This window comes from Pseudomonas sp. IT-P12 (assembly GCF_949767465.1).
GTDB lineage: Bacteria > Pseudomonadota > Gammaproteobacteria > Pseudomonadales > Pseudomonadaceae > Aquipseudomonas.
Genome location: NZ_CATKPY010000011.1, coordinates 499,899 through 523,183 on the forward strand (window position 1 = coordinate 499,899; position 23,285 = coordinate 523,183).

General features: G+C 53.6%; 18 protein-coding genes and 1 pseudogene. 15 read left to right on the forward strand and 4 right to left on the reverse strand.

All coding sequences use genetic code 11. The features are described from left to right. Positions 1–47: 47 nt before the first annotated feature. From ACM6IM_RS05485 to ACM6IM_RS05530, 10 genes and pseudogenes are all read left to right on the forward strand, one after another. Positions 48–1,190, forward strand: a complete 1,143-nt coding sequence (locus tag ACM6IM_RS05485) for a toll/interleukin-1 receptor domain-containing protein (protein ID WP_373940514.1) — start codon at positions 48–50, stop codon at positions 1,188–1,190. A 2-nt stretch (positions 1,191–1,192) separates the two neighbouring features. Next, positions 1,193–1,762, forward strand: a complete 570-nt coding sequence (locus tag ACM6IM_RS05490) for a hypothetical protein (protein ID WP_134722322.1) — start codon at positions 1,193–1,195, stop codon at positions 1,760–1,762. Between the two features lie 191 nt (positions 1,763–1,953). Next, positions 1,954–2,790: a hypothetical protein gene (locus ACM6IM_RS05495; protein WP_414864441.1), complete on the forward strand. Its 837-nt coding sequence runs from the start codon at positions 1,954–1,956 to the stop codon at positions 2,788–2,790. A gap of 153 nt (positions 2,791–2,943) precedes the next feature. Continuing rightward, positions 2,944–5,046, forward strand: coding sequence for a hypothetical protein (locus ACM6IM_RS05500; protein ID WP_414864442.1), 2,103 nt, complete (start codon positions 2,944–2,946; stop codon positions 5,044–5,046). Between the two features lie 22 nt (positions 5,047–5,068). Beyond that, complete coding sequence (locus ACM6IM_RS05505) at positions 5,069–7,900, forward strand: DEAD/DEAH box helicase (RefSeq protein WP_414864443.1); 2,832 nt, start codon at positions 5,069–5,071, stop codon at positions 7,898–7,900. A gap of 381 nt (positions 7,901–8,281) precedes the next feature. Further along, a pseudogene (locus ACM6IM_RS05510) lies at positions 8,282–8,737 on the forward strand (zinc-binding dehydrogenase); the annotation flags it as partial. Positions 8,738–8,979: 242 nt separating this feature from the next. Further along, the gene (locus ACM6IM_RS05515; protein ID WP_338507327.1) at positions 8,980–9,840 is read left to right on the forward strand and encodes a hypothetical protein; all 861 of its coding nucleotides are present in this window, start codon (positions 8,980–8,982) and stop codon (positions 9,838–9,840) included. 234 nt (positions 9,841–10,074) lie between these two features. Continuing rightward, positions 10,075–10,689, forward strand: a complete 615-nt coding sequence (locus ACM6IM_RS05520) for a toll/interleukin-1 receptor domain-containing protein (protein ID WP_414864444.1) — start codon at positions 10,075–10,077, stop codon at positions 10,687–10,689. 79 nt (positions 10,690–10,768) lie between these two features. Then, entirely contained in the window at positions 10,769–11,140 is a 372-nt protein-coding gene (locus tag ACM6IM_RS05525; RefSeq protein ID WP_134722317.1) for a hypothetical protein, read from the forward strand. Then, complete coding sequence (locus ACM6IM_RS05530; protein ID WP_373940536.1) at positions 11,140–11,670, forward strand: HpcH/HpaI aldolase/citrate lyase family protein; 531 nt, start codon at positions 11,140–11,142, stop codon at positions 11,668–11,670. The genes ACM6IM_RS05525 and ACM6IM_RS05530 overlap by 1 nt, the downstream gene beginning before the upstream one ends. Before the next feature lie 296 nt (positions 11,671–11,966). Here ACM6IM_RS05530 and ACM6IM_RS05535 read toward each other — a convergent pair whose 3' ends face one another. Further along, a complete protein-coding gene (locus ACM6IM_RS05535) occupies positions 11,967–13,727 on the reverse strand; it encodes a hypothetical protein (RefSeq protein WP_414864445.1) in 1,761 nt (586 codons plus the stop codon). Between the two features lie 336 nt (positions 13,728–14,063). On the opposite strand from ACM6IM_RS05535, the gene ACM6IM_RS05540 reads away from it, so the two are divergent. From ACM6IM_RS05540 to ACM6IM_RS05555, 4 genes are all read left to right on the forward strand, one after another. Then, a complete protein-coding gene (locus tag ACM6IM_RS05540) occupies positions 14,064–15,239 on the forward strand; it encodes an ABC-three component system protein (protein ID WP_414864446.1) in 1,176 nt (391 codons plus the stop codon). 65 nt (positions 15,240–15,304) lie between these two features. Next, complete coding sequence (locus tag ACM6IM_RS05545) at positions 15,305–15,817, forward strand: three component ABC system middle component (protein ID WP_134722312.1); 513 nt, start codon at positions 15,305–15,307, stop codon at positions 15,815–15,817. Next, the gene (locus tag ACM6IM_RS05550; protein ID WP_134722311.1) at positions 15,817–17,799 is read left to right on the forward strand and encodes a DUF3732 domain-containing protein; all 1,983 of its coding nucleotides are present in this window, start codon (positions 15,817–15,819) and stop codon (positions 17,797–17,799) included. The genes ACM6IM_RS05545 and ACM6IM_RS05550 overlap by 1 nt, the downstream gene beginning before the upstream one ends. Before the next feature lie 294 nt (positions 17,800–18,093). Then, the gene (locus ACM6IM_RS05555; RefSeq protein ID WP_414864447.1) at positions 18,094–19,308 is read left to right on the forward strand and encodes a hypothetical protein; all 1,215 of its coding nucleotides are present in this window, start codon (positions 18,094–18,096) and stop codon (positions 19,306–19,308) included. Positions 19,309–19,734: 426 nt separating this feature from the next. On the opposite strand, the gene ACM6IM_RS05560 is transcribed toward ACM6IM_RS05555, so the two are convergent. Beyond that, complete coding sequence (locus ACM6IM_RS05560; RefSeq protein ID WP_373940511.1) at positions 19,735–20,685, reverse strand: site-specific integrase; 951 nt, start codon at positions 20,683–20,685, stop codon at positions 19,735–19,737. A gap of 178 nt (positions 20,686–20,863) precedes the next feature. Between ACM6IM_RS05560 and ACM6IM_RS05565 the strand changes: the two genes are divergently transcribed. After that, the gene (locus tag ACM6IM_RS05565; protein ID WP_373940512.1) at positions 20,864–21,853 is read left to right on the forward strand and encodes a DNA-binding protein; all 990 of its coding nucleotides are present in this window, start codon (positions 20,864–20,866) and stop codon (positions 21,851–21,853) included. Between the two features lie 53 nt (positions 21,854–21,906). Here ACM6IM_RS05565 and ACM6IM_RS05570 read toward each other — a convergent pair whose 3' ends face one another. Both ACM6IM_RS05570 and ACM6IM_RS05575 read right to left on the reverse strand, forming a co-directional pair. Next, a complete protein-coding gene (locus ACM6IM_RS05570) occupies positions 21,907–22,134 on the reverse strand; it encodes a hypothetical protein (RefSeq protein ID WP_134722307.1) in 228 nt (75 codons plus the stop codon). A 306-nt stretch (positions 22,135–22,440) separates the two neighbouring features. After that, complete coding sequence (locus ACM6IM_RS05575) at positions 22,441–23,268, reverse strand: toll/interleukin-1 receptor domain-containing protein (protein ID WP_134722306.1); 828 nt, start codon at positions 23,266–23,268, stop codon at positions 22,441–22,443. Between the last annotated feature and the right edge of the window lie 17 nt (positions 23,269–23,285).

Sequence of the window (23,285 nt, forward strand, 5' to 3'; positions counted from 1 at the left end):
TGTCCGTTTGATTATTGGCGCTTAATGAGTCCGATTGCGGGGCTGTCATGTCATTCATCTATCAGCTAGCTGTCTTGGGAGCACCCTCGGCAGCGCAAATTTCTGAGCTTGAAAGCGCTGTAGCAGATGCGGTTTCCATGTTTGGCTTGAGGTTGGGCCAGGAAATCGGCTGGGAAATCGTTCCTGCGACCTTCACTCCCCACCAGCAACGATCAGCTGCTGTAGTGTTTTTTGGTGGGGTGGGCGCGGATCATCCTAGCTTATCGAGCTTGCTGCGAGGCGGTGTTCCTGTTGTCCCAGTCGTGTCTGACCTGGGCCGAGTGTCGACTGAAGTCCCGGACATTCTGCGCCCGTTGAATTGCTTGTGTTACGCCAACGGTGGGGCAAAACGTGTCGCCACGGCGCTATTGGAATGTGCCGGGTTGCTACCAAAGCAGAGACGGGTTTTTGTCAGCTATCGGCGAGACGAGGCCAGGCAGGCTGCGCTGCAGATGTTCGATGCGCTATCTGCCAGGCATTTCGACGTTTTCCTGGATACCCACAGCATTGCGCCGGCCGAAGACTTTCAGACCATGCTATGGCATCGGCTTTGCGACTCTGACGTGCTATTGATGCTCGATACGCCTGACTACTTCAGCAGTCGATGGACGTCGGCCGAGTTCGGGAGGGCGCTTGCCAAGGGCATCAGCGTGCTTCGAGTAGGATGGCCCGAAGCCCAGCGTTCCGCGCGCCTGGCCACCGCAAGCCTCGCAGAGCTCGATGCGAGCGAGCTAGATGTCGAATCTGGAAGGATCACTGACCACGCTATTGACCGGATTTGTCTCCAGCTTGAAGAAGTCCGCAGCAAGAGCCATGCGGTGCGAACCGTTAACCTGGTTAGCAATCTGCGAATCGGCATCGAGACCATTGGTGGCGAGGTGATTGGCATGGGCGCCGGCCGCGGGATTCAGGTACGTCTGCCCGATGACCGAATGGTTGTGGTTTATCCAACGGTGGGTGTGCCGACCTCCACGACTATGCACGAAGCTTCAATGAACTCTCCTGATAAGTCTGTGGCCATACTCTATGACCATGTAGGCCTGCATCCGCAGTGGCTGAGTCATTTGGACTGGCTCGGCCAGCACATCCAAGCGACACGATGGGTTAAGGCCTGCGAAGCGGGCTGGCAATTTGCAGACTGGAGGGCGTAGAAATGGGGGCGATTTTTCTCTCGGCAAGTATCCCAGTGGCTGGGCGAGGTCAGTATTTTGAGACTGCTGACCCGTTTCTTATCCAGTGTGCCGTTCGCGAGTTCGCCATCGCTGCCGTTCGCCAGCATAAGATTGTATGGGGTGGCCATCCAGCAATCACCCCAATGATCTGGAGCATTTGTGAAGATCTCGGTGTTGATTACGCAAGCTCTGTGGTTCTGTATCAAAGCCGATTTTTTGAAGGGAGCTTCCCAGAAGAGAACCAGCGATTTGACAACGTGATCTACACAGATGCCGTGCCAAACAGTCTCCAAGGCAGCTTGCTATTGATGCGCGAACAGATGCTCTCTCGGCCAGATCTAATCGGTGCTGTGTTCATTGGCGGGATGGACGGTGTTGAGGTCGAATACGATATCTTCAGGCAGTTCAATCCAGACGCTTTCATTCTACCGGTTGCCGCACCAGGAGGTGCAGCGCTCAACCTCGCCAGGGATAAAGACTATTTCACTGGTTCCGAGCTTGAGGACATAGACTTTGCATCGTTATTCAACCGGTTTTTGCCTGCCCATTAACCGTGGATAAGCTGCCAAGTCAGCATGCTTGGCAGGTGCCTAACCAGTGGGTTGCAGGTGACATCTCCCAGCTAGGTGCATCCGGATGGGCTGGCGTATTCGTCCAGTGAGCGATAATGAGGAAGCCGTTCCGATCAGTGTGGCGCATCGAAATTGGGCGTAGGACGAAAGATTTTAGTGAAGGAGCATTAATGTATTTAGGGTTTGAGTTAGAGGGCTTCAAGTCACTTGACACTGTGACGCGACAAGAGATTGATAATTATAAGGCGAATTCTGGAAAGCTAAATATCAGCAAACTCACGAATGCCATTGTCGCACAGCTGGGAGGTAAGGACGTATTAGGTGCTAGAGAGATTTCTCAAATCTTATTCCCTACTGGCCAGGCACACATTTTTCTCTCTCATTCCCATGGCGATGAAGAAAACGCCATAAAATTTGCCGTCGCGATGGAGAGGAGGGGTGTCGAGGTATTCATCGACTCGTGTGTTTGGGGTAGCGTTGACGAGCTTTTGGATGCTGTGAATGAGCAGTACTCAGAATCTGAAATCGTCGGCGACCAGAAATATTACTCGCACAGAAAATGTGATGAGGCTGCAGCGGCAGCTTACGTCATTTTGATGACAGAGCTTCACAGGATGATCGACCAGGCGGAATGCTTTCTATTCTTGAATACCAGTAAATCGGTGCCCCTGAGAAGTGCTGGTAGGAATCAGACCTTGTCGCCTTGGATTTACTCCGAGCTTTCATTCAGCGCGCAGGTTCGCAGCAGAGTTCCCCGCAGAGATCGCCTCCCCAAATCTAAGCGTTTTTTTGCAGATGAGATGTCCATGAAGGAGGCATCTTATAGCCCCAAATCTGCCTCGTTCGGATTCGACATTCCAACCGAGCACCTGCCTAAAATCAGTGGTAAAGAGCTGAAGGATCATTTTGAGCGTGTAAGCCACAGAGGCGGCTTCTATCTCGACTCACTGTATTATGCATACGGCCTCGAAGACGAGTTCTCTGAAAGGTCGGATGAAAGTGCGTAGGCATGGCATCGCCGAGGGTCGTGGAGGAGCAGGAACAGCCAACCGCTCACCCTTGTCGACCGGCCTCGATATTCGCTTAACTTGATGATGGGTGATCGGCTAAAGTGTGCTACGAGTCACATTTTTGTGCCGCGATAGACTGGAAAGTGAGCAATGGATTGCGATCAACTGCTGGACGACCTACTTCGCTACGTGGCTGCTGAGCCGGGGTCACTGGAGGCCGCAGTCCAGGAGCTCTTTGAAGGGCTAGCAAGGGACAATGAGTTGGTGGCGATCACTGCTCATCTGCGGTCTTCCGAACACTCAACCCTGGGATCGGTGATCAGAGAAGTCTCAGCACGCCCAGGCGCTTTTTTGCGAGTCCAGGGGCGACTCAAAAGGCTCCGCGTGGAGCGGCAAACTCAGGGTGCCGAACTCTCGTCGAGAAAACCCAGGAACAAGGATGCACTCCTCAGGGAGCTCAATGCCCTTGTGTCCGCTTCCGATCTGCCAGCAGCAGAGCGTTTGCTGCTCGACACCCTTGAAGATGGCCAAGACCCTGACTATCTGATGTTGCTGGGGCGGGTCTTCACGCTTCAGCACCGCGTCGTTGAGGGTGCCAAGGCGATGCAAACAGCCGATGCCATCCGGCGCCAGCAAGGGGCATTCTCCCGTGGCTACTCGTCTAGCCAAGACGATCAGCTGAGTGCAGACGACTTAGAGTTCATCCAGGTAAACGCTCGCCAGTTTGCGCCACTAGAGTGGGAAGCCGGCGAACCGCAACCCGTGCATCAAGGTGAAGGCTCGTCGGTGCATAAGGCGGTCAACCCAAGAACTGAAGTGCTCAGCACTGTAAACGGAGCACAGCCGCATCGGGAGGGCGCTCCAAAAGAGCCTAAGCGCAGGCTCAGCCTGAACCCATCGAAAGCTATCAAACCCGACAGCGAAGACGGCTCTCAGCCCCGGGTTGTCAGCAAGACATCGCGATCATTCACCACTCCACTCAACGCTTCTGACTATACAGCAGCGCACGTCCCCGAGGAGCTGGACTCTCAGGTTGACGTAGGGGTTACGCATGGCTCATCTACAGATTTCTTCACCGATGCTCCTATCTCTGACGTGTTGGTGGCCCCTCGCGACCAAGATGCTTTCCACCTCGACCAAATCGATGGCGTCGATGAAACCATCATGCTGGATGCCGAGTCGTACTCGGAATATTCCAGCTTTGACCCGAACGCCGCGGACGACTTCTCTGATTTGGCGCTCTATGACTCGGAGGGAGAGCTAGAAGGCATTCTTCCGGCCAGCGGTGCATACCATCCTGATTCTGAAGATGAGTTTGCTATCTATGCCTTCGATCCAGACTCGCTGTTGGAGGACGACGACTTCAAGGTTGAACCTAAAGAGGCTGCATCAGAGTATCAGCTAACCCGCGAGGAGCGTGCTCTCCAAAAGGCCGTTGCTCTCATAATCAGGTATGACTGGCCGCACGCTACGCGCTTCCTAATTCAACAGATTTTCGTGATGAGCGGGTGGGGGGCCACCAGGCTTGCTTTGGAGCGAGCGATTGATGAAGGACTGACGCCAAAGGAGCTTGTCCTAGCTGCACACATCAAGGTGATTTGGGCAGACAATGACCTGTATTGGATCGCTTTCGACAGCACTGGCAGTACTCGTTTGTCTTACCACGCTCTCTCCTGGCGTACGGCGCTGCTGATTGTCCGATCTTTTGAGTCGATTCCGCAGGTGGAAGAGATCGATGTCCTGTTGGAGCAGCTGTTCGAGTACTGGTATGAAAACGCAACGCTTCGCCGTGTGTTCAAAGCTTTCGCAAGATACCTCTGGTACCGCTTTGGTGATATAGAAGGCGTCCTTCCACCAAGCGTCTTTTGGGACTTCGATTCACCCTATCGTTGGCCGAAGGAAGAGTATAGCGACCTTGGCGTCCCGGATGACCTGGGAATTCAGGAGCTCCAGGAGCTTCGGTCACATGGCGTACCCAACATCAAAGACCCGCAAGTGCCTGGCTGCTACTTCAGTGACCTTCCCATCAAATCGGAAGCGGAGGAGGTCGCTCGGGTGGAAGCACAGGGCAATGATGAGCCAGCCGAATCAACCACTGGCAACGTTGATAGCGCCGAGCATGCGGCAGATGTGCCACTCGCGGAGGTCGCATCGCAAACCAACTTTGACTTCTCAGAGCAGCAATGCTCGGCACCCACACTCGACTCAGCGATCGAAGATCTCCCCAATCGCTGCGTGTCAGTAACTAGTTGATTGGAATCACAGGGACTATTGAATGAAGCCGCTTAGACTTGCTCACGTACAGGGTTGTTGGGTTAAGCGCTTGACCCCCAGCGGTCAGGAAGAGCTTGGCGTAGTCAAGATGGCGATCGCTGAGACCGGGGAGGTTCAGGTGCACTGGATCCGGTCAGACCGAGCAAGCTTCGTTGATGCTGCCACCGTGAGTTCAGGCTTTCAGAATGGCCAAGATGTGTTGGACTGTACTCCTGGGACGGGTGTGCGTTCCCTAGGCCTGGGCGTAATCATGCAGCAGAGGGTGTTGGCTGGCAGCGAGCAGGCGCTTGTGGACTTCCCAGATAAGCGAGAGCGGCATTGGTTACCTTACCAATACCTGCGCCAGGTCAAAGGGGTGAGACACCGGTTTTTGAGAGCTCACCTGGGGCAGGACACGGACGTCGAGCGGTTGCGATTGCGGTTACTCGCCCATGCCATCAAGGTATGGAACGAGAACACAGGATCCCTCTCGCACTTGGAAATTGACCCGCTGCCTCATCAGATCAATTTGGTGCACCACATCCTGGCCTCGGACAACCTGAGCTGGCTGATCGCAGATGATGTGGGTTTGGGCAAAACCATCGAAACGGGGATGCTGCTTCACGCGCTGATCCAGCGGAACCGTGTGAAACGTATCCTCCTAATCACCCCCGCGGGCTTGACCAAGCAATGGCAGGATGAGCTGTACCATAAGTTCAAACTCGAAGAATTTGAGATCTATCACGAAGATTTCTCCGTCAACGAACCTCGTCAATGGAAGATGCACGACTGTGTGATTGGCTCGCTGGATCGCCTCAAGCAACCTGATCACCTGGAAAGCTTGCTTCAGGCAGAACCCTGGGATTTGGTCATTTTTGACGAAGGCCACCGACTCAGTCGTCGACAGTATGGCCTGAAGTTTGACAGCTCTGAGCGTTACGATCTTGCCAAAGCGCTCCGGGGCCGCACGCAGCACATGCTGCTTCTCAGTGCCACGCCTCACCAAGGCATGCAGGACAAATTCGTAGCATTACTTGAGTTGCTCCGCCCGGAAAGACGGCAGGAGCTTCTGATGCTCAGCCTCAAGCCTGAGATTTTGCGTGACATGGTTTACCGTAACCATAAAGCGGACGTCACCGACGCGGACGGCCAGTTCATTTTTCAAGGTAAAATCACCTCTGCGCTTAAGGTGCCAAGCAGTCCGGAGTCGATTGATTTCGACCAGACCTTGCAGGCTTACCTGCGTAAGGGCTATGCCGCAGGCGAAGCCATGGGTCGGACGGGGAACACCGTTGGTTTTGTGATGACGGTTTATCGCAAACTCGCAGTGTCCAGTGCTGCTGCGATCCACCAAGCCCTTCGTAATCGCCTCCGGCGGTTGCTGGACGATTATGGTGACGACAGGCTACCCAGCGAGCCGACTGATCAGCGTTACGTCGGTGAGTGGGAAGAGCAGGTGAGGGGCGAGGCAGAAGAGTTTTTCGCAGGCGAAATTCAACTTCTCAAACGGCTCATTGACGACGCTTCGTTGCTCATGGCCAATGACTTGAAGCTCACGGTGTTCATTGACAACGTGATCGGGCCAATCAATGCGAGCAACCCTGAAGAGAAGGTGCTGATCTTTACCGAGTACCGTACGACGCAACGCTATCTCAGAGACGCCTTGGCCGCCCGATTCGGTGAAGACAAGGTCGCTCTCATCAATGGCTCCATGCAGCACGCTGAGCGTCGTGAGGCGATCTCTCAGTTTGAAACGCACGGTCGATTCCTTATCTCCACCGAGGCAGGTGGCGAGGGTATCAACCTGCAGAGGCAGTGCCACATGATGGTCAACTATGATCTGCCTTGGAACCCGATGCGGCTTGTCCAGCGGATCGGTAGGCTGTATCGCTATGGCCAGAAGTTGAAAGTCGTAGTCTTCAACATCCAGCAATCGGACAGTCTCGATCAGGACATCGTTGACTTGATGTACCGGCGAATTGATAGCGTTGTGGATGACCTGGCAAAGGTTCAGGAGCATGAATTCAACGAAGGGTTGAAAGATGAGATCCTTGGGGAGTTAGCGGATCTCATCGACGTGGAAGACATTCTCCAGCAAGCCACGAAACTTGGCATCGAGCGCACCAGCGAGCGCATTGACGCTGCGCTGGAGGAAGCCAAGAAGGCCGCGGAGTTGCAGAGGGAAATTTTTGCCCACGCCGCCACAAACGACGTCAATGAACTGGGGGATCAGGTGGCAGTCACCATTGATCATCTCCAGAGCTTTGTCACCGGGATGTTTGGCCAGCTAGGCATTGAGATCTCCGTCCCCAGTAACGAGCCTCGTCTTCTACGGATTCGCTTGCCAGACCTGGTGATGCAAGAGCTTGGACTCAGCAAAAGATCTTCTTCGCGCATGGACGTCACGGTCGACAGGGCGCTCGCTGCTCGTCGCCCTGATACCCGAATGTTGGACTTGACCTCATCACTGATGCAGTACCTTCTCGCCAAAGCATGCTTGTACGACTTCGGGGGATTGGCGGGATCTGTTTGCGCCCCGAACTTGGGTGAGGGCAGCGGCGCACTGTTTGGAGCCATGCTGAGGTGGCAAGGGCCGCAAGGGAATCGCGTACGTCAGGAGTTTGTGACCATCCTGACAGGCCAAGAGGGGGTCAAAGTCAACACTGGAGCAGTCAGTGAATGGCTGATGCAGCCGGCTCATTTCAGTGCCCAGACGGCTTCTATTGAGTCGTCACGTCCGCTTTATGATGCAGCCAATAAGGTCGCCAACCAGAGGCTGGCGGAGTTGAGTAATCAATACCTGATCCCCGAAAGCCTCGATTGGGCTGGAGCGGCCTGGACTTCTCCTAACTGATTACCTGGCAGGTTTCTCATATCGTGAGCGTGAGGTGACGGCTTGCCTACCACTGGACATCGTGCACAGCTCTCTCGTTTGCTCGTAGGCCATCGCAATGTGACTTCCCAGGACGCTTACAAGGGGCAGATCGAGGGCTAATGATCCCTAGGGTTTAAGGCGACACTGGCCCCGTTGCCTCACGCTTTGGCTAAGCCCTTGCCAGTGAATGCTGGCGAGGGCTATCGAGACGCCGAGTTCTCCGATCACTCTCCAGCCTAGAGGCGGTTTGATTCATTGCTTGTCTGGTAAACTCTTCGCTTTTTGCGGTGTGTTTAAGGATGACAATGGAATGGCACCCTTCATTTTTGTCGCGGCTGTTCTGAAAGGCGGCACCCTAAGGTCATCGTTACCTCCAGCAGCGACGAGAATCTAACCCGTGCTATCGTTCACGGCGCGCAGGCCGGTATCAACTACCGCAAAACGCCTGACTGGAAGTCCGAAGTGTTGGATCTGACTGAAGGGAAGGGTGTCGATCTACTACTGGACGTCGCCGGCGGCGACGGCATCAACCAGTCGATTGCTGCGACCAAGGCTGCTGGCCGTATCGCTCAGATCGGCTTCCTGACCGGGCAGAGCACGAATCTCAGCTTGATTCCATTGATCTTTCGTCAGACCACTATCCGCGGCATTGCGGTTGCTCCTCGATCCTCGTTCGATCGGATGAATGAGTTCTTGAACCAACATGCGATCGCGCCGGTGATTGACCATATCTACCCATTTGAGCATGCGCGCGAGGCTAATGAGCACCTCTCGAAAGGCGCCTTTGGCAAGGTTGTCATCTCCGTAGGCCAGTAAACACGATTGATGAAAGAAGGAAGCAGCCCTTGGGTTGCTTCCATTTTTGCGTTGATGCCATAAGGTCTGCAGTCTCGACCTTTGCTTGGAGTGGCCAAGTGCCACTTTTGGTTTGATTTTCAGTATAATCCCAACCTCACTTCCCGGCCGATGAAACGGCCATTGAGCCTGACAGATAGTTGTAGTCCTCTGTGATACAGCGCCTCCGTTTGGAGCTATGAACTTCGATTAAGGATATTTCGATGTACGTAGGTTTTGAGTTAAATCGGTATTCACATCTATCGATACCTGATGAAGATGAGCTTGAAGCGTTTCGAGAGCAAGCTAAGGGGCGGTATGATGAGCTCTCTAACTATCTAGTTGGTGTATTTGAGAAAAAGGAAGTCATTGACGCTCAAAAAATTGCCGACCACATCTTTCCTTTCCAGGATGCTGATGTTTTTCTTTCTCACTCACATGCAGATGAGGACAAGGCGATAGAATTGGCGGTTTCGTTGCAGGCAAGAGGGCTGCGTGTCTTTGTTGATTCTTGCGTCTGGGGTTATTTCCACGATCTCCTTCATGATCTCAGCGAAATCTACGCAGACCCTAAGCGCGAAGAAAATCGAACTATCTACAATTACCGTGATGCTATAGATTTGGCCGCTGGCGTGCATATGATGCTGACTGGTGCTCTGCATAAAGTGATTCACCAGTCTGAATTGTTCATTTTTCTTAATACAACCAAGTCAATTCCTCTTGAGGATTATCAAGAGTTCGACCGGACATTTTCGCCCTGGATTTATTCGGAGCTCCAGTTTAGCGCGTATGTGAGTAATGAGACTCCGAAAAGACGTTTGACACCGGCCTTTGAGTCCTACGATGGTTCACAAAGCCTTATCAAGTCAACTGCATCGGTAAGATCAGACGCGCTGCTCGCCTTTAAAGCGTTTAATCGCCACTTGCCAAAGGTCACCGGTGAGGAGATGCAAGAATGGTACGACACTTGGCAGGAGCGGAGCAAAAACCTTACCCCCGCAGAGGTGGCATTGAATAATATTTATGATCGCCTGTCTCTCGAAGATCGATTTAAAAATTTGAAAGCCAGGGCTGATCGAGGTTAGCGGGGAGTAGCAGGGCTGCATAGTGAGGTAGGTCTTCCTGCCTCATTTGAATGTTCTGTATGTGGAAACAGCTGAGAGTGCTTGGATACAGGGGCAAGAGCACAATCCGTGAACGCCTCCAGCCTGCAGTCAAGCACTCAGATTCCCGAAGATGTACAATTTCTAGCCTTGCGCCAGCAATTGGCCGTAATGTTCTATGTATAGTACCTGCCAGGTTACCGGACGGAGATCGAAATGTCGTACTTCACACAGGCAGAAGCCCGTAAGGTCGGACAGCAGGCTCTGCGTGGCGGCCGTAGTGCCATTGATGCCATTAAGAATGCACAGAAGAACTACAAGGTTACGGAACGATTCGACATCTTCCTCTCCCACGCTATGGTGGATTCGGAGCTTGTCCTTGGGATCAAAGTTCTGCTGGAGGAGGAAGGCAAAAAGGTCTATGTGGACTGGGTTGATGACCAGGCTCTGGATCGCAATCGCGTTACGGCCGACACCGCCGAACTCCTGCGCCACCGCATGCGGCAGTGTGAAACTCTTCTCTACCTCGCCACTGAGAACGCTCCTAAATCTAAGTGGATGCCGTGGGAACTCGGATACTTCGACGGTTATAAGAATGGCGGTGTATCTGTTCTACCAGTAATGCATGAGTCGGACTCCCCCTTTGAAGGCCAGGAGTACCTGGGGCTCTATCCAGTTGTCACAAAAGAAATGGTAGTGCAGAGCAACACTAGGCCTGCCTTGGGACGCGGAATTCACAGACCTTACGGGCTTCCTTTAGACGTAGGATTTACCCCTGACTTGCCTGACCTTCCCGACTTCCCCTTTGGAGGGTCTAGGACTTTGTTCTGAGCGAGACGGGCAGTCAGATGGGGAACCATTGCCGCTGCTTTAGCACTGGGCGTTTTTCCAAGAAGCTGTGGCCGCGGAGTTGATCGGTGAAGACGGCCATCCTCTAACGGGAGGCTTCTTGCCGGATGTGGGTAGCCGCGCCCGGATGTGGGCCGGTGGCCGGCTTGCGTTCAGCCAGCCGCTTAAAGTCTGCGTTCCCGCCAAACGTGTTTCGACAATCGAGCACATTCAAGAGAAAGAGGGGCGCTCGGGCTCGTTGTTGTTTGTGACGGTGAGGCGCAGCATCTATCAGCACGACGAACTGATGCTCACCGAGGAGCAGGACATCGTTATCGCGACCCCAGCCCTTACAAAGTCGCGCCTGGTAAACCTGCACCCGACGCCGAATGTCGTGAACAGTTCGAGATCGATTCAGTCATGCTTTTCCGGTATTCGGCAGTGGCTCTCGTGATGCAGTTGTCTGAGTGCGGTAAGCCGCTCTGGCTGATCATTGAAACCGCCATCGGGGCTGCGACACTGTCACTGCTGAGTGCAACGCCAGGCGTGGAGCGGCTTTGCTTTGGTTCGATCGACATGGCTGTGGATCTGGCTTTGGAGGAGGGGACTCAAGGCGGACAGAGCATGCTCAATACGCTGCGCGCCGGCGTTATGTTGCACTCGAAGCTCAATGGCTTGGAGCCGCCCCTGGATGGTGTCTACCCGGCTATCGCGGATGTGTACGGTTTAGCAGCATTAGTGAAGAACTCCCACGGGATCGGATTCGGCGGTGTGCTTTGCATCCACCCGTCCCAGATCTCCGTGATTCACGAAAGCCTTGCGCCTGCTCTTGAAGAGGTAGACTGGGCGCGGCGTGTCCGTGAGGCCCCGTTGAATCAACCGGGGGCGTTCAAGATGGATGGCCGGATGATCGATGCGCCCGTGCTAGCGCGAGCAGATCGCATTATCTCGCTCGCCAGCCTTAGTCATACCTCACAGAGATGAAGCAAACACCGCGTCGAAAACCTGCGTCATGATCAAGGCGTAGGTTTTCACGCGTTTGTCGAAGCGCGGCATCACGATTCTGTGGTCAGTGATGGCGCGGTTCATCAGCGTCGCAGCCTCGGTTGTCAGGTGCTGCGCTTGCTTTAGTAGCTAGGGCATATCTTTGAGCATCATCCAGCAACCAATAGGCGTAATTCATGTCGCTGCGTTTGGCAGTGGAGCAACGCCGCTGGTCACCGCCGTCGATCCCTTGCGCTCACATGAGATGCCCTGCCTCGCCAGGCCGGAACACTTGACTATCCCTCAAGAAAAGTCACGAGTTCGTCCAGAGAGGACGCCCACCGCAGCTCGTCCACTGTTATGGACAAAGCCTTCGCATCGCTTGTATAGACCGCAAATGGAGTGCAGAGCACGCCGATGATGCGCTTGTAGCGCGAGAAATCGAAATTTTCGCCCGTTGGATTTGCCGTGAGCGTATCGACAATATCACTCCAAAACTCGACGCCTTGATCCACTGTTGACGCAGCATTCCGGATAGCTCTATGAGTTCCTTGGTCGTAATCGCGGGTGTAGGGGATGCTTTTGCACGAAACAATGAGAAGGGCGTCTTTATACGATCCGATTGCGTCGATATCGGTCAGGTTTTGGCCGTGGGCTCGGAGCGTGCGTTGTCTCATCACGCGGTGCTGACTATGACCCCACTGCGTTCGGTCAATTGCATCCTGAACAACGTCCTCGAACCTGGTTGCGCGCGTGTTCGCGACGTTGCCCTGCAACTTTGGGAACTGCAGCCATGCCAGGAACCCCATGGAGGCAGCCCACATATCGATGCACATGTAGTCGTTGGTTGCTTTTGCCGGGGCTCCGTGTGCTGTAGGCCATACCTCTCCTTTGAATGTTGCGCAACCATTGCGGAAAACGCTGAAGTCGGCAGGCGCCACAAACTGTGGGAGAGCCGCTCTGATTTCGCTGCAGACTGCCGGATACTCTTCCTCGCCAAACGTGCTCCAGTGCTCAAGCTTAGTAATGAAGTAACCAAGCTCCATGGTACGAAGCGCTGAGTAACGGCTGCGCTGCAGCCAGCGCCCGCCGAGCATTAGCACGATCAAACACAGTGAGGTGTGGGTGTCCACGCTTACTTCCGCCATCGCGGGTAATCGATAGAGTTCGAAAATGCGGCTTAGATCTAGAGTGCTCGGGCCAAACCTGACCATGATTTTCCCATCGTCACCGAAGTGAGCAGCATGGGCGTGGCCCTCAAGAAAGGGCTGAGGGGAAATAGAGACCTCTTCGCTGAGCAACCCCCAGTAAGCGCAGGAAACGTCGAGCTCTGGGGCATGATCAGCTGTTGCAGATTCATCATGGGCCAGGCCTGTCTGGCTCATCACTGCGCCAAGGAACGTGCGCCGATGGCGGTCGTGGCGCTGATCATAGATTCGGACTGCGGACTCCACCAGCGCGTTTTCCACGCGCTGAGGCAGGACAGTAGGGGCAGGGCTGGCCATTGGTTTGTGGGTTAGGGGGGGCCTTACCGCCCCATTCCTTGGCGTTCGTGAGGAAGTGGCAGGGAATGCATAGTCGTACCCTTTGCTCGCCAACCGGAATCCAACTTGCAAGTCATAAATGATTGTGATGAAGGCTATAAAGCGCGCGATGTGTCGTAGGGTGCTTTCGTTGACCGGAAATACGAAGCCTCGGCTTCCATAAGTCGCTGGTTCGGCTTTGCCGCTGCGATTGGCATAGCCCTCGATCAATGCTCGTGCATTAGGAGCAGTGGAAGCCAGTTCACCTTCGAATACCCTGTGTGGTAACCGACGTAGGTAGTACATCCACCGCATTGTCGAATAGGAGTTTAGGTCGGCTGCGAACGCGCTTTCCAACGCCGCCATGCACTCGGTGAAAAAGGCACAACTATCACGAGCTGACAGAAGACCCTCAGCCCGGGCAGCGGTAAAAAAGGCATGTCGCTTGATGCAACCTTCAAGCTCTACGATGTACTTGCCAACGTCTGCCAGGAAAGCTTGATTTTGAGGTGCGTGAAGGAGAAGCGCGCTCATTTTGGTCTTCAGCTAATTCAGGAAAGAGTGAGTGTGAGTCGAGTTCCGCAAACGGTAGGTGTCTAAACCCGTAATCTGCCTGAGGTGGGGTGTTAGGTCGACAGTTAGATATCGTTATACGATGCCAGATGATCTGGCAAATGCAGGCTTGGCCGCTTGTTAGCAAATGATGGGGGAAGGGTTCTGGTTTCAAATTCTCTCCCAGTTGCGCTACTATGCTGGCGATTTGAAATCGCACGGCGCCTTGCTTTGCTTGGAGGTCTCGCTTCAAATCCAGAAGCGGTGTAAGCATCGCGAGGGTGAGCCTTACGTCAAGGCAGGGATGAGAAACACTCAATGGGTTCACCAACCACTCCGGCAGAGATGCAAAGTCCGCTACTGAAGTCCAGCAGGCCAGGCTCGTACCTCGGCTATTCGTTGCAGGCCACTCGGATGTGCCTGCATCTCTGCGAAGCGCCCCGCGGTTCATTTGTGGCGCTTGAAGTGCTCGATGATGTCGATGTAGTTCTGCCCGACGGTACGCGGCTGCTTGAACAATCCAAAAGCGGCCTAGCCACGAACCCGATTGCGAATTTCTCTGTCGATCTGTGGAAGACTTTCTCGAACTGGATTGAGGCTATCGAGGTTGGGGTAGTCGACCCCGCCAAGACGCTTTTCCGGATCTACGTCCTTCAAGAGAAGAAAGGGGAGTACGCCAGCGCGCTTCACTATGCCCACACCCCGGCGCAAGTCGACATGGTGGTGCAAAGCATTAAAGAGGATTACGAAACCGAGCAGCATGAAGGCTGCAAGCCCTACATTGAGCGCTTTCTTGCATACGATAGGGAAAAATTGGCAGCACTCGTAATGGCCTTTGAGCTCGAAACGGGCAATGATCAATTGGTCGAAAGGATCAAGGATCATCTCGCCCTGACTGTACCCAACGAGTTCTTGGATGACGCTTGCGACACAGCTGTGGGGTGGGTGAAAAACACCTCCGACGGATTAATCAGTCAGCGAAAATACCCTGCGATCTCTCGTGATGAATTCAGCGATCGCATGTCGACGTTTAATACTCGATTCTCCTACAATCATCTTCTCAAGTACGCCCTGCCAGCGCCGCCAGCAGATGAGGTCGAAAAGAGTCGCTCCAGCGCACACATCCTGATCCGCCAGTTGGAGCTGATCGAGGAGCAGGGGGAGGGCTTGCAGGCCATGACTGATTTCCTGCACTCGAAGACCAACAAAGTGAACTGGGGGGCGAAAGGCTTGGTGTATGAGCCTGAGTTCGATGAGTTCAAGCAAAGCCTGCTCACCCAGTGGAAATTGTTCAACAAAGAGGTACGCCTGCAATCAGCTTCAGCCAGTGAGGTCGATAAGGGCCAGCTATTGCATCTGAAATGCATGGCAGCGACCGCCAAACTCAACGATGTCGACTCCCCTGGTTTTTTTGTCCGCGGGACATATCACGATTTTTCGAATGCCAAAGAAATAGGCTGGCATCCCCGCTACCGCGATCTTCTGGACGAATAAAAGCGTGTCGCGTTGTCGCCTTGCACGACAGGCTTGAAAGCTAAAAAAATCATAGGTTGGCAAGGATGGAAACCGCAGAGCTCATTAAACATCAACATTCCGTTGATGAGATATACTTGGTACAAAACCCCGCGCTCGGGGCGATCCTCATGTGGGAGTTCGTCAAGGGCTACAAGCGTCAGAGCCTAAGCAAACCACCTGCACTCCCGCTGCTCTTTATCGTCTTGCCCATCCTATTCAGTGAGGTGCTGAGAACGACCATCGGCACCACTAACCCGTCATCAGGTCTCAGGCTCTTCATCGGTAAGTTTTCCAAGAAGCAGGAAGCGATCCTGACGCTGCAGCGCCGCATGCTGATGCTGCGTCCAACTTCGCTGTCTAGCCTGACGATCGCCATTGATTGCGGGTTGCTTCAGCTCGATTATGCCAGTGCTTTGGTCGACTGCACCATCAAGCGTTACCCCCATAAGACACGCGAGAAGATCAGAGAACTGGGCAAGCTTGCGGATAAGCTCGGCGGCTGGTGTGGCGCACTCACTATTCAGGAAGTCCAGGCTGCTCTACGGATAGGTTTTTAATGAAACTTCAGATCAGAAAGCTGATTTTGTGGCCAAAAAATGGCAGGCGTTACCGGGATGTAACTTTCACTCCCGGCGCGGTCAACGTGATCAGTGGCTCGTCCAAAGCAGGTAAATCAGCCGTTATTCCCATTATCGATTACTGCCTAGGATCCGAGAAATGTGCGATTCCTGTCGGCACTATACGCAACACGTGTGCATGGTTTGGACTACTCGTCGACACCGATGAGGGTCTTAAACTGCTTGCCAGACCAGAGCCTGGAAGGCAAAAGTCGACAGATGACATGTTCCTTCTTGAAGGTGATGAGCTCAGCATTCCCACTCAAATCCAAGGTAAGAATACAAACCGCGACAGCGTAAAGAATATGCTCAACAGGCTGTCGGGCCTTCCTAACATGGGCTTTGATGAGGACATTCGCTACGGCTTCAAAAGCCGTCCCAGTTTCCGAGATCTCATGGCCTTCACGTTTCAGCCGCAGAATATCGTGGCTAACCCGGACGTCCTCTTCTACAAGGCTGACACCACTGGCCATCGCGAAAAGCTCAAAGACATCTTCCCCTTTATCCTCGGTGCAGTGACCTCCCAGACCCTGATCGCTTCCTGGGAGGTCAAGGATCTTGAGCGTCAGAAGAAGCAACTGGAATCAGAACTCAAAACGTTGGCCGATGCATCTGCTCGTCTGCGTTCAGAGGCTCGTAGTCGTTACTACCAGGCCCGCGAATATGGGCTGGTACCGATAGATTCGATGCTGTCAGATGATTGGCCTGTCGCCGTCCAGCAGCTTAGTGCGATTCTACAAAAGAGCTCACGTGACGCATCGCCCAACTACGATGCCATCAAGGCATCCATCATCAAGATCGGGGAGCTCAAAAGGCGAGAGGATGTCATCGCCGCAAACCTCTATGCAGGTCGTCAGAATTTAAAAGAGCTGACGCGCATTCAAGGTGACGCTGATGAGTACCTTACCGCGCTAGAGACAATGAAAGAGCGTCTGTCGCTTTCGAGCTGGTTACGTGGCCTGATCAAAGACGACCAGGGCACCAATCCCAATGCGTTGAGATCCAGTCAGCTCTCGGCCTCCCAGCAACTTGATGCTCTGTGTACAGCACTGACAGGGATTGAAGCCCAGGCTCAAGAAACGCCGGTAATCTCCGCTTCTGTGGAGAATGAGCTCGTTCGTTTGCGAAATGCTGTTCGTGTTGACGCCGAAGAGCTAGAGGCGATCAGGGCAGAGATCAAAGCACTTGAAGCGCTAGACGCTGAAGCCAAGGGGCAAGCACTGCGTCAGTCGGACATTGACCGGTACCTGGGTAGGCTTCAGGAAGCAGTACACAACTACCAAAAGGCCCAGCAGGACGATAGCCTGGCTAAGCGTCTAGCCGATGTTGAAGAGAAACTGGGCCAGCTTGCGCCCTCAGTCTCTACCGATCAGATCCGGGAGCGAACCCGCAAAATTCTCAATGCGCTAAGTGATCAGTGCGCCAAAATCACCCCGAACCTGGACGCAGAATGGAAAAGCGCCCGGATCGGATTGTCCATCACCGACCTCACCATCAAAGTGCGCCATGACGGTCGAGATGATTACTTGTGGGAGATTGGAAGCGGTGCCAACTGGCTGGCTTACCATGTAGCAATGCTGCTCGCTCTGCAAAAGCTATTCATGGCCAAAAAATCAGTCGAGCACCCTGTTCCGCATTTCCTCATCTTCGACCAGCCAAGCCAGGTCTATTTCCCTGTAAAACGCGCAGCGAAAGCCGATGAAGAACACGAACTGAAGGATGAAGACCGTATAGCTGTGCGCAAAGTATTCCTGGCTTTGGCAGCTGCGGTGAGCGCCTCGGAAGGACGCCTGCAGATCATCGTCCTTGACCACGCGGACGAGGGGGTTTGGGGGAAAATCCCTGGTGTCGTTCTCACCGAGGAGTGGCGTGACAAGAAACTCGTACCGCCATGGTTCGGAGCTACTGACGAGCAGAGTTGACTCGGTAGGAAGCTGCTCAGGCCATTCATTTGCGTTCTACTTGTCCGGGCGTTTTGACCAGCAACTAGGGCGGGCACTTCAGGCATAAGTAGAACCAATGTAGCAGCCAGAACCAGAGGCCTCGCTGTTTCGAACGGAGATGCAACATGCCTAATGAAAAGGCCTGTCCGAGCCTCACGTTACTTGGCAGCTCTAGTTAAACAATGGTCAGTCAGTAGGTTGATGTGTAGGAAGGTACCAGTGGTGCGAACTAGAGATGACCTGTCGGACTGGGTCGTGCATTTTGTGCACGGAATGAAACCTGAGTTGGCTTGGATTAACGAGGCAGGCGATACGGAGCCTATGCCAGTGGCCTTTGATGCTCACGGCAACGGCATAATACTGGAATATCAAAAATATCGACATCCATTGCTAGATTTTGAGTTATCAGCATTCGAGGTGTTGCTCAGAATTATTGATGATGGCTATCTACAGACGTCTTGGTCGCTTCGCGAAAAGGCTAATGGTGATGTGGAGCCAACAATTTATGGTCGGCGCTCAGCACTTTGCTTTACCGAAATGCCCCTTCACGCGCTAATCGATTATCAGTCGAAGCGTGAGGGGAGTGGCTATGTAGAAAAATATGCGATAGTCGTCAAAAAACGCGAGTTTTTCGCGGCTGGCGGGCGAAAGGTAATTTCAGGTTTGTCGGCACAGCATAGAGAGCTGCATCGCCATTTAGACGATTATTATTTTTGCCGGAACCTATCACCTGAGTGCGGGTTAGGTGAGCATGAGCAATATCGGTATGTGGCAATGAACATAGGAAGTGGGAAATATGTTGACTGGTCACACGAACGGGAGTGGCGATGGACTAAAGATTACCACGCAGACAGCTTTACGCCAGGCCTTGAACTATGGCTGGAGCAGCGAGAGTGCGACCCTAGAAGAGAGAACTCATTTTCAGAAATAATCATAATGACAGAGACGGATCATCAAGTACCCATCGTCGCGAACAAGCTTTTATCTCTTTATGATTCCGGAAGGAATGAATTTGGTATATTGTTCGATAAGCAAAGATTACGATCAACCAAGGTTACTTCATTCTCTAGAGTGGCTAGAGAAGGGGTTAGGCATATTGAGGAGCTGAGATTTCCTCTTGAAAGTCGCATCCGTGAAGTTTTTTACAGCCACGAACATATTGCTAGAGCAAAGGAGGTATATGAGATTTCCAGGCTTGCTGCCCACGAGGCTGTGCGTCAAATAACTTGTCGTGAACCGGAGGATAATTTCGATTTCTGCGGTCGGGCCGAACTGGTACTCCGGGACTCGCATAGCGAATTTGTTCAGGCGCTTGTCAGTGAAAAAATCGCGAAGGCAAGCGCTGGTGACGGTTACATTATCGAAGTAAATGACAGGAGCCTTGTTGGGCAAAGTATGTATCTGAGCATGATGGGGTGTGAAGCTGCTGGCGAGGTTTTTCTTGATGAGCTGGGGTTGGATTACATAGTCAAATCATTTCCCGATTAAGTTGTACTATCGCAAAATTTTCCCAATTAGCAAAAAATTGAGGCGTTTGGCAAACTGCTGTGTGACATCGGGTTGTAAGCAGTCAACTGTCACCATCGGCTGATAGCGGCCAATTTCTGCCAATCAGAGCCCGCACAGTATTGATTAATCCCATGTAAACAAAGATCAAATAGAAGCAAGCAGGGGATCATATTGGTACAGTTACGCAACTTGCACCACATCCAGCACGAATTGAAACTTCACGCGGCGCCGAACCAGTGGTCAGTATTGCTGAGTGCGGTTGCGCGTCGGGTGAGGCGCTGTGAAGTAGCCCTTGCGTCCTCGCGCGCGAGCTTATCGTGAAGGTTCCTACTGTCGTTTGGGAGTCTACTACGACAGTTTCCATCCAGATGGCATCCTGGATCGCCATAGAGAAACCACGACGATTCAGGTTTTCTCAAGAACGTCGATCGATTGAGATTGAGCTGCCAAGTTGCCGAAGGAGTTACTGGCGTCTACATACTTCAACGCAGATTTCATGTCTCGCCACCCCACATAGGTCATCAAACCCTTGATGTCCCATCCATTAGCCGAAGCCCACGTTGCAAAGCCTCTTCGCATCGAGTGACTGCTGTACGCCGCGGCAGGGATGCCCGCAGCCTCTAGAATCCGGCGCAGCAGGGGAATCAAGCTGCTGGCCCTGAAGCCACTGTCGGAAAGATTCCCCCAGCGATCGAGCTTGCGGAATATCGGCCCGTCCACGATACCTGACACGGTGATCCAGTTGATATAGGCCTCGACCGGGCAAAGTTGCTTGAGGGCGGGGGTGTAGAAGGTGCTGCCCTGGTAGTCGCGGTCGGTCTTGGAGTAGGGCAGATAGAAGGTGATGCCAACACCGGCTTCCGCCTGAGTCGTCTCAACACGAAGGCGCGCCAGTTCATCGCTTCGAAATCCGCGCCAGAAGCCAATTAGCAACAGGGCGGAATCGCGGCGGTACCGCATCAAGCTCTGGTAATCACCGGCCTCAATGGCCTGTGCGGCTTTATTGTCCAGCCAGGCCACCACCTTCTGCAGATGACGCAACTGAAGTGGCGCAGCTTGCTTCTGCTGTGCAGGGTGAACGGCGCGAATGCCTTTAAGTATCTGCCGCACCTGAGGAGCCTTCGTCGGATCAGGGAAGCCCTGGCTGATGTGCCATTGCGCCAGCGCAGCAAGCCGTTGCCTGAGCGTGCTGAGGGCGAGAGTTTCAGCATACTCGGCCAAGTAGCGAACGATCCCCTCCGCTGTCGCGGGCAGGAAACCGCCCCACGTCAACTCGTAGTGCTCCACGGCTGCTCTGTAGCTTTTGCGGGTGTTGTCCCGCGTACCTGCCTCCAGATACCGCTTCGCCTTATCCATCACCTTAACCTACCATTCATACCCCTATCGAACACGATTCTGAAGCATTTTCGCTGATAAGAGTACATAACTCTCCATTATTTACTCTTGGTTTTTGTATTTTTATTGATCATAAAATGAGCTAAGATGTCATGTATAAACGTGTTATGTAACACATTACGAAATAGTAGGAGAGGACATGGCTCGCGGGGGCATTAACAAGGCTTTGGTGCAGAAGGCACGCGCTGCGCTGCTTGCCCGCGGCGTCAATCCGAGCATCGATGCGTTGCGCGTCGAGCTCGGAAATACGGGGTCAAAAACCACTATTTCGCGGTACATGCAGGAGCTGGAGTCCGCAGATGTGCGCCCCCAGGCTGATCCAGCTCGTCTAAGTGACGAGCTAACTGCAATGGTCAGCCAGCTTCTAAAGCGCGTGCTGGAGGAGGGCAATGCGGCCCTGGCGCAGGAGAGACTGACTCATGAGCAAAGCATCGCGGCGAGGGATCAGCGTGTTAGCGAATTGGAAGCTGAGCTCAAGAAGAGCAAGCAGGTCGTAGCTAGTCGAGACGTTGCATTGGCGGCGCAGGCTGAGGAGTTGAGAACGTCCCAGTCTTCCCTCCAAGCGGAGATCACACGAAACGCTCGCATCAGCCAAAGCTGCGCCGATTTGGAGTTACGGATACAAGAGAAGGATGAGCAGGTGCGGTCACTGGAGGAAAAGCACGCACATGCCCGTGATGCCATGGAGCATTACCGCTCCGCGATCAAGGAGCAGCGTGAACAGGATCAGCGCCGTCATGAAACACAGCTGCAGCAGATGCAGCAGGAGACCCTGCAACTCCAGCAGACCCTGATGGTTCGCCAGGACGAGCTCACTCGGCTCAATCGTGACAATGAACGCCTGCTGGGTGAGGCGCGTCAGCAGAGCAAGCTGGCACTGCAAAGCCAGGATGCGGTCAAGCAGCTGGAAGGGGATCTGGGGCTGGCGAATATGGCTACAGCCAGGGCGGAGGGTGCGAAAGAAATGCTTCAGGAGCAGTTCACGGCCGTGAGAAGTAGCAACGAAATGCTGTCGGCCGAGGCCACCGAGCTACGAGCCAAAGCCGCGGCACTTGGCGAGGAATTGTCTGCTGCAAATAAGGCCCTGGAGATTTGCCGCAGTCAGCGACCAGACACGCCTAGCGAATAACGATCACTGGAATGGTGCCGAAGTATTTGTCGTAGCCCCCGCCCCGATCGACCTCAAGGTGATTCAGGAGCGGAGGGTGAAGCCTTGACTTGATCCAGCTGGCGCTTCAATTGCTCGGCGACCACGAACACATTGTCTGCCGGATCCGGACGCTCGCTTTCATAGCCGTTGCGCGCCAAAACCGCGAATGCCTCCTCCACGGCTTTTTCCTTCGGGTTTCGATCTATGAAGGACTTCATTGTTGGCGGATCCATCAGGGGGACAGACTGATAACTGAGCATATCTCGGCTCGCTATGAAAGACAGAGCACAAACCATAGTTGAGTACCATCCCGCAGGGGAGCTGACTAGGTTGCGATTACAGAACTCGCTCGTAGGTGAGGCTGTTGATCAGACCGGCCTCACACCTCCGCTCAATGGCCGATTGCACCTAGTCAGAATGTGCTAAGCCTCCAGCTCAGGCATGCACTATGGCTGTGCCAGCTGGCGACACCCTGGGATTGAGGATCAATGAAACTCGACCTACCAGCACGGACATGAATCCATGTGCAGGCAGGTCGAGCAGGGGAGCACAAAGCGCTCCAGATGCTACATCTTCAGGAGTTCACGCTTACGTTGATACTTGCCAGGCAGGTCGAAGCGGCTGTAAAGCGCATCCAGCATTGCGTCACCTTGGGTTGATGTCGGCTGCTTAACAAGCCAATCGCGTAACGTTTCACCGCCAACTTCGGGGAGATGTTCATTAAACACCTTGAAAGCGGTGACATGCTGCCTGCTTTCAAGACCAAAGCTATTGACCCCTTTCACGCTATCTAGCGTGGCGCCTTCACGCCTCTCCAAGATTCGCTTGGGTATGACATGTTGCACCTGAAAGCTGAATTGCAGCTCTGAGTAGAGCCAAGGTGAAAATGTCCTCGCTTTGTTGTTAAAGACCAATGGCACAGATTTCTCTGACCGCACAAATACGAACATTTCAGCCCGTGCGATCGTGCGATGAAGGGCGCCAGCCAGCATCATGTGAACATCAGCATGAACTCGGTGGATGTGATCATCCTTCGATTCTCCATCCGATGGCCGGGTCTGAGCGATGATCTTGTTGACCAGATCGCCAAAGAAACCCCACACCGTCGAGTCGACAAATACTTTCAACCCATGCTCACCTAGCGCCAACGCCAAGTCGACGGCATGGCGCTGATCAGCATGGGAGTGAGAGAGGAATACGTCGTAATCCGCCTCCGGAAAGATCTTCTTCGACAAGGCTTCAGCATCCAGGACGATGCGCTGGTTGTAGGAGCCAATTATGAACAGTGCGAGGTCGTCGATACGACTTCTAGCGCCCTGAATGTAGCGGCTGACGCCCAAGCCCGATAACGGATTGGTGGTCTGGTAATTCTCGATCTCGAAGCCTACGTACATCAGACAATCCCTATTCT

Coding starts and splice junctions, on each gene's coding strand:
- ACM6IM_RS05555 (WP_414864447.1), top strand. CDS start 18,094: ATGAAACCTGAGTTGGCTTGGATTAACGAGGCAGGCGATACGGAGCCT.
- ACM6IM_RS05570 (WP_134722307.1), bottom strand. CDS start 22,134: ATGCTCAGTTATCAGTCTGTCCCCCTGATGGATCCGCCAACAATGAAG.
- ACM6IM_RS05545 (WP_134722312.1), top strand. CDS start 15,305: ATGGAAACCGCAGAGCTCATTAAACATCAACATTCCGTTGATGAGATA.
- ACM6IM_RS05530 (WP_373940536.1), top strand. CDS start 11,140: ATGCAGTTGTCTGAGTGCGGTAAGCCGCTCTGGCTGATCATTGAAACC.
- ACM6IM_RS05520 (WP_414864444.1), top strand. CDS start 10,075: ATGTCGTACTTCACACAGGCAGAAGCCCGTAAGGTCGGACAGCAGGCT.
- ACM6IM_RS05500 (WP_414864442.1), top strand. CDS start 2,944: ATGGATTGCGATCAACTGCTGGACGACCTACTTCGCTACGTGGCTGCT.
- ACM6IM_RS05495 (WP_414864441.1), top strand. CDS start 1,954: ATGTATTTAGGGTTTGAGTTAGAGGGCTTCAAGTCACTTGACACTGTG.
- ACM6IM_RS05560 (WP_373940511.1), bottom strand. CDS start 20,685: ATGGATAAGGCGAAGCGGTATCTGGAGGCAGGTACGCGGGACAACACC.
- ACM6IM_RS05575 (WP_134722306.1), bottom strand. CDS start 23,268: ATGTACGTAGGCTTCGAGATCGAGAATTACCAGACCACCAATCCGTTA.
- ACM6IM_RS05540 (WP_414864446.1), top strand. CDS start 14,064: ATGGGTTCACCAACCACTCCGGCAGAGATGCAAAGTCCGCTACTGAAG.
- ACM6IM_RS05490 (WP_134722322.1), top strand. CDS start 1,193: ATGGGGGCGATTTTTCTCTCGGCAAGTATCCCAGTGGCTGGGCGAGGT.
- ACM6IM_RS05535 (WP_414864445.1), bottom strand. CDS start 13,727: ATGAGCGCGCTTCTCCTTCACGCACCTCAAAATCAAGCTTTCCTGGCA.
- ACM6IM_RS05515 (WP_338507327.1), top strand. CDS start 8,980: ATGTACGTAGGTTTTGAGTTAAATCGGTATTCACATCTATCGATACCT.
- ACM6IM_RS05485 (WP_373940514.1), top strand. CDS start 48: ATGTCATTCATCTATCAGCTAGCTGTCTTGGGAGCACCCTCGGCAGCG.
- ACM6IM_RS05550 (WP_134722311.1), top strand. CDS start 15,817: ATGAAACTTCAGATCAGAAAGCTGATTTTGTGGCCAAAAAATGGCAGG.
- ACM6IM_RS05505 (WP_414864443.1), top strand. CDS start 5,069: ATGAAGCCGCTTAGACTTGCTCACGTACAGGGTTGTTGGGTTAAGCGC.
- ACM6IM_RS05565 (WP_373940512.1), top strand. CDS start 20,864: ATGGCTCGCGGGGGCATTAACAAGGCTTTGGTGCAGAAGGCACGCGCT.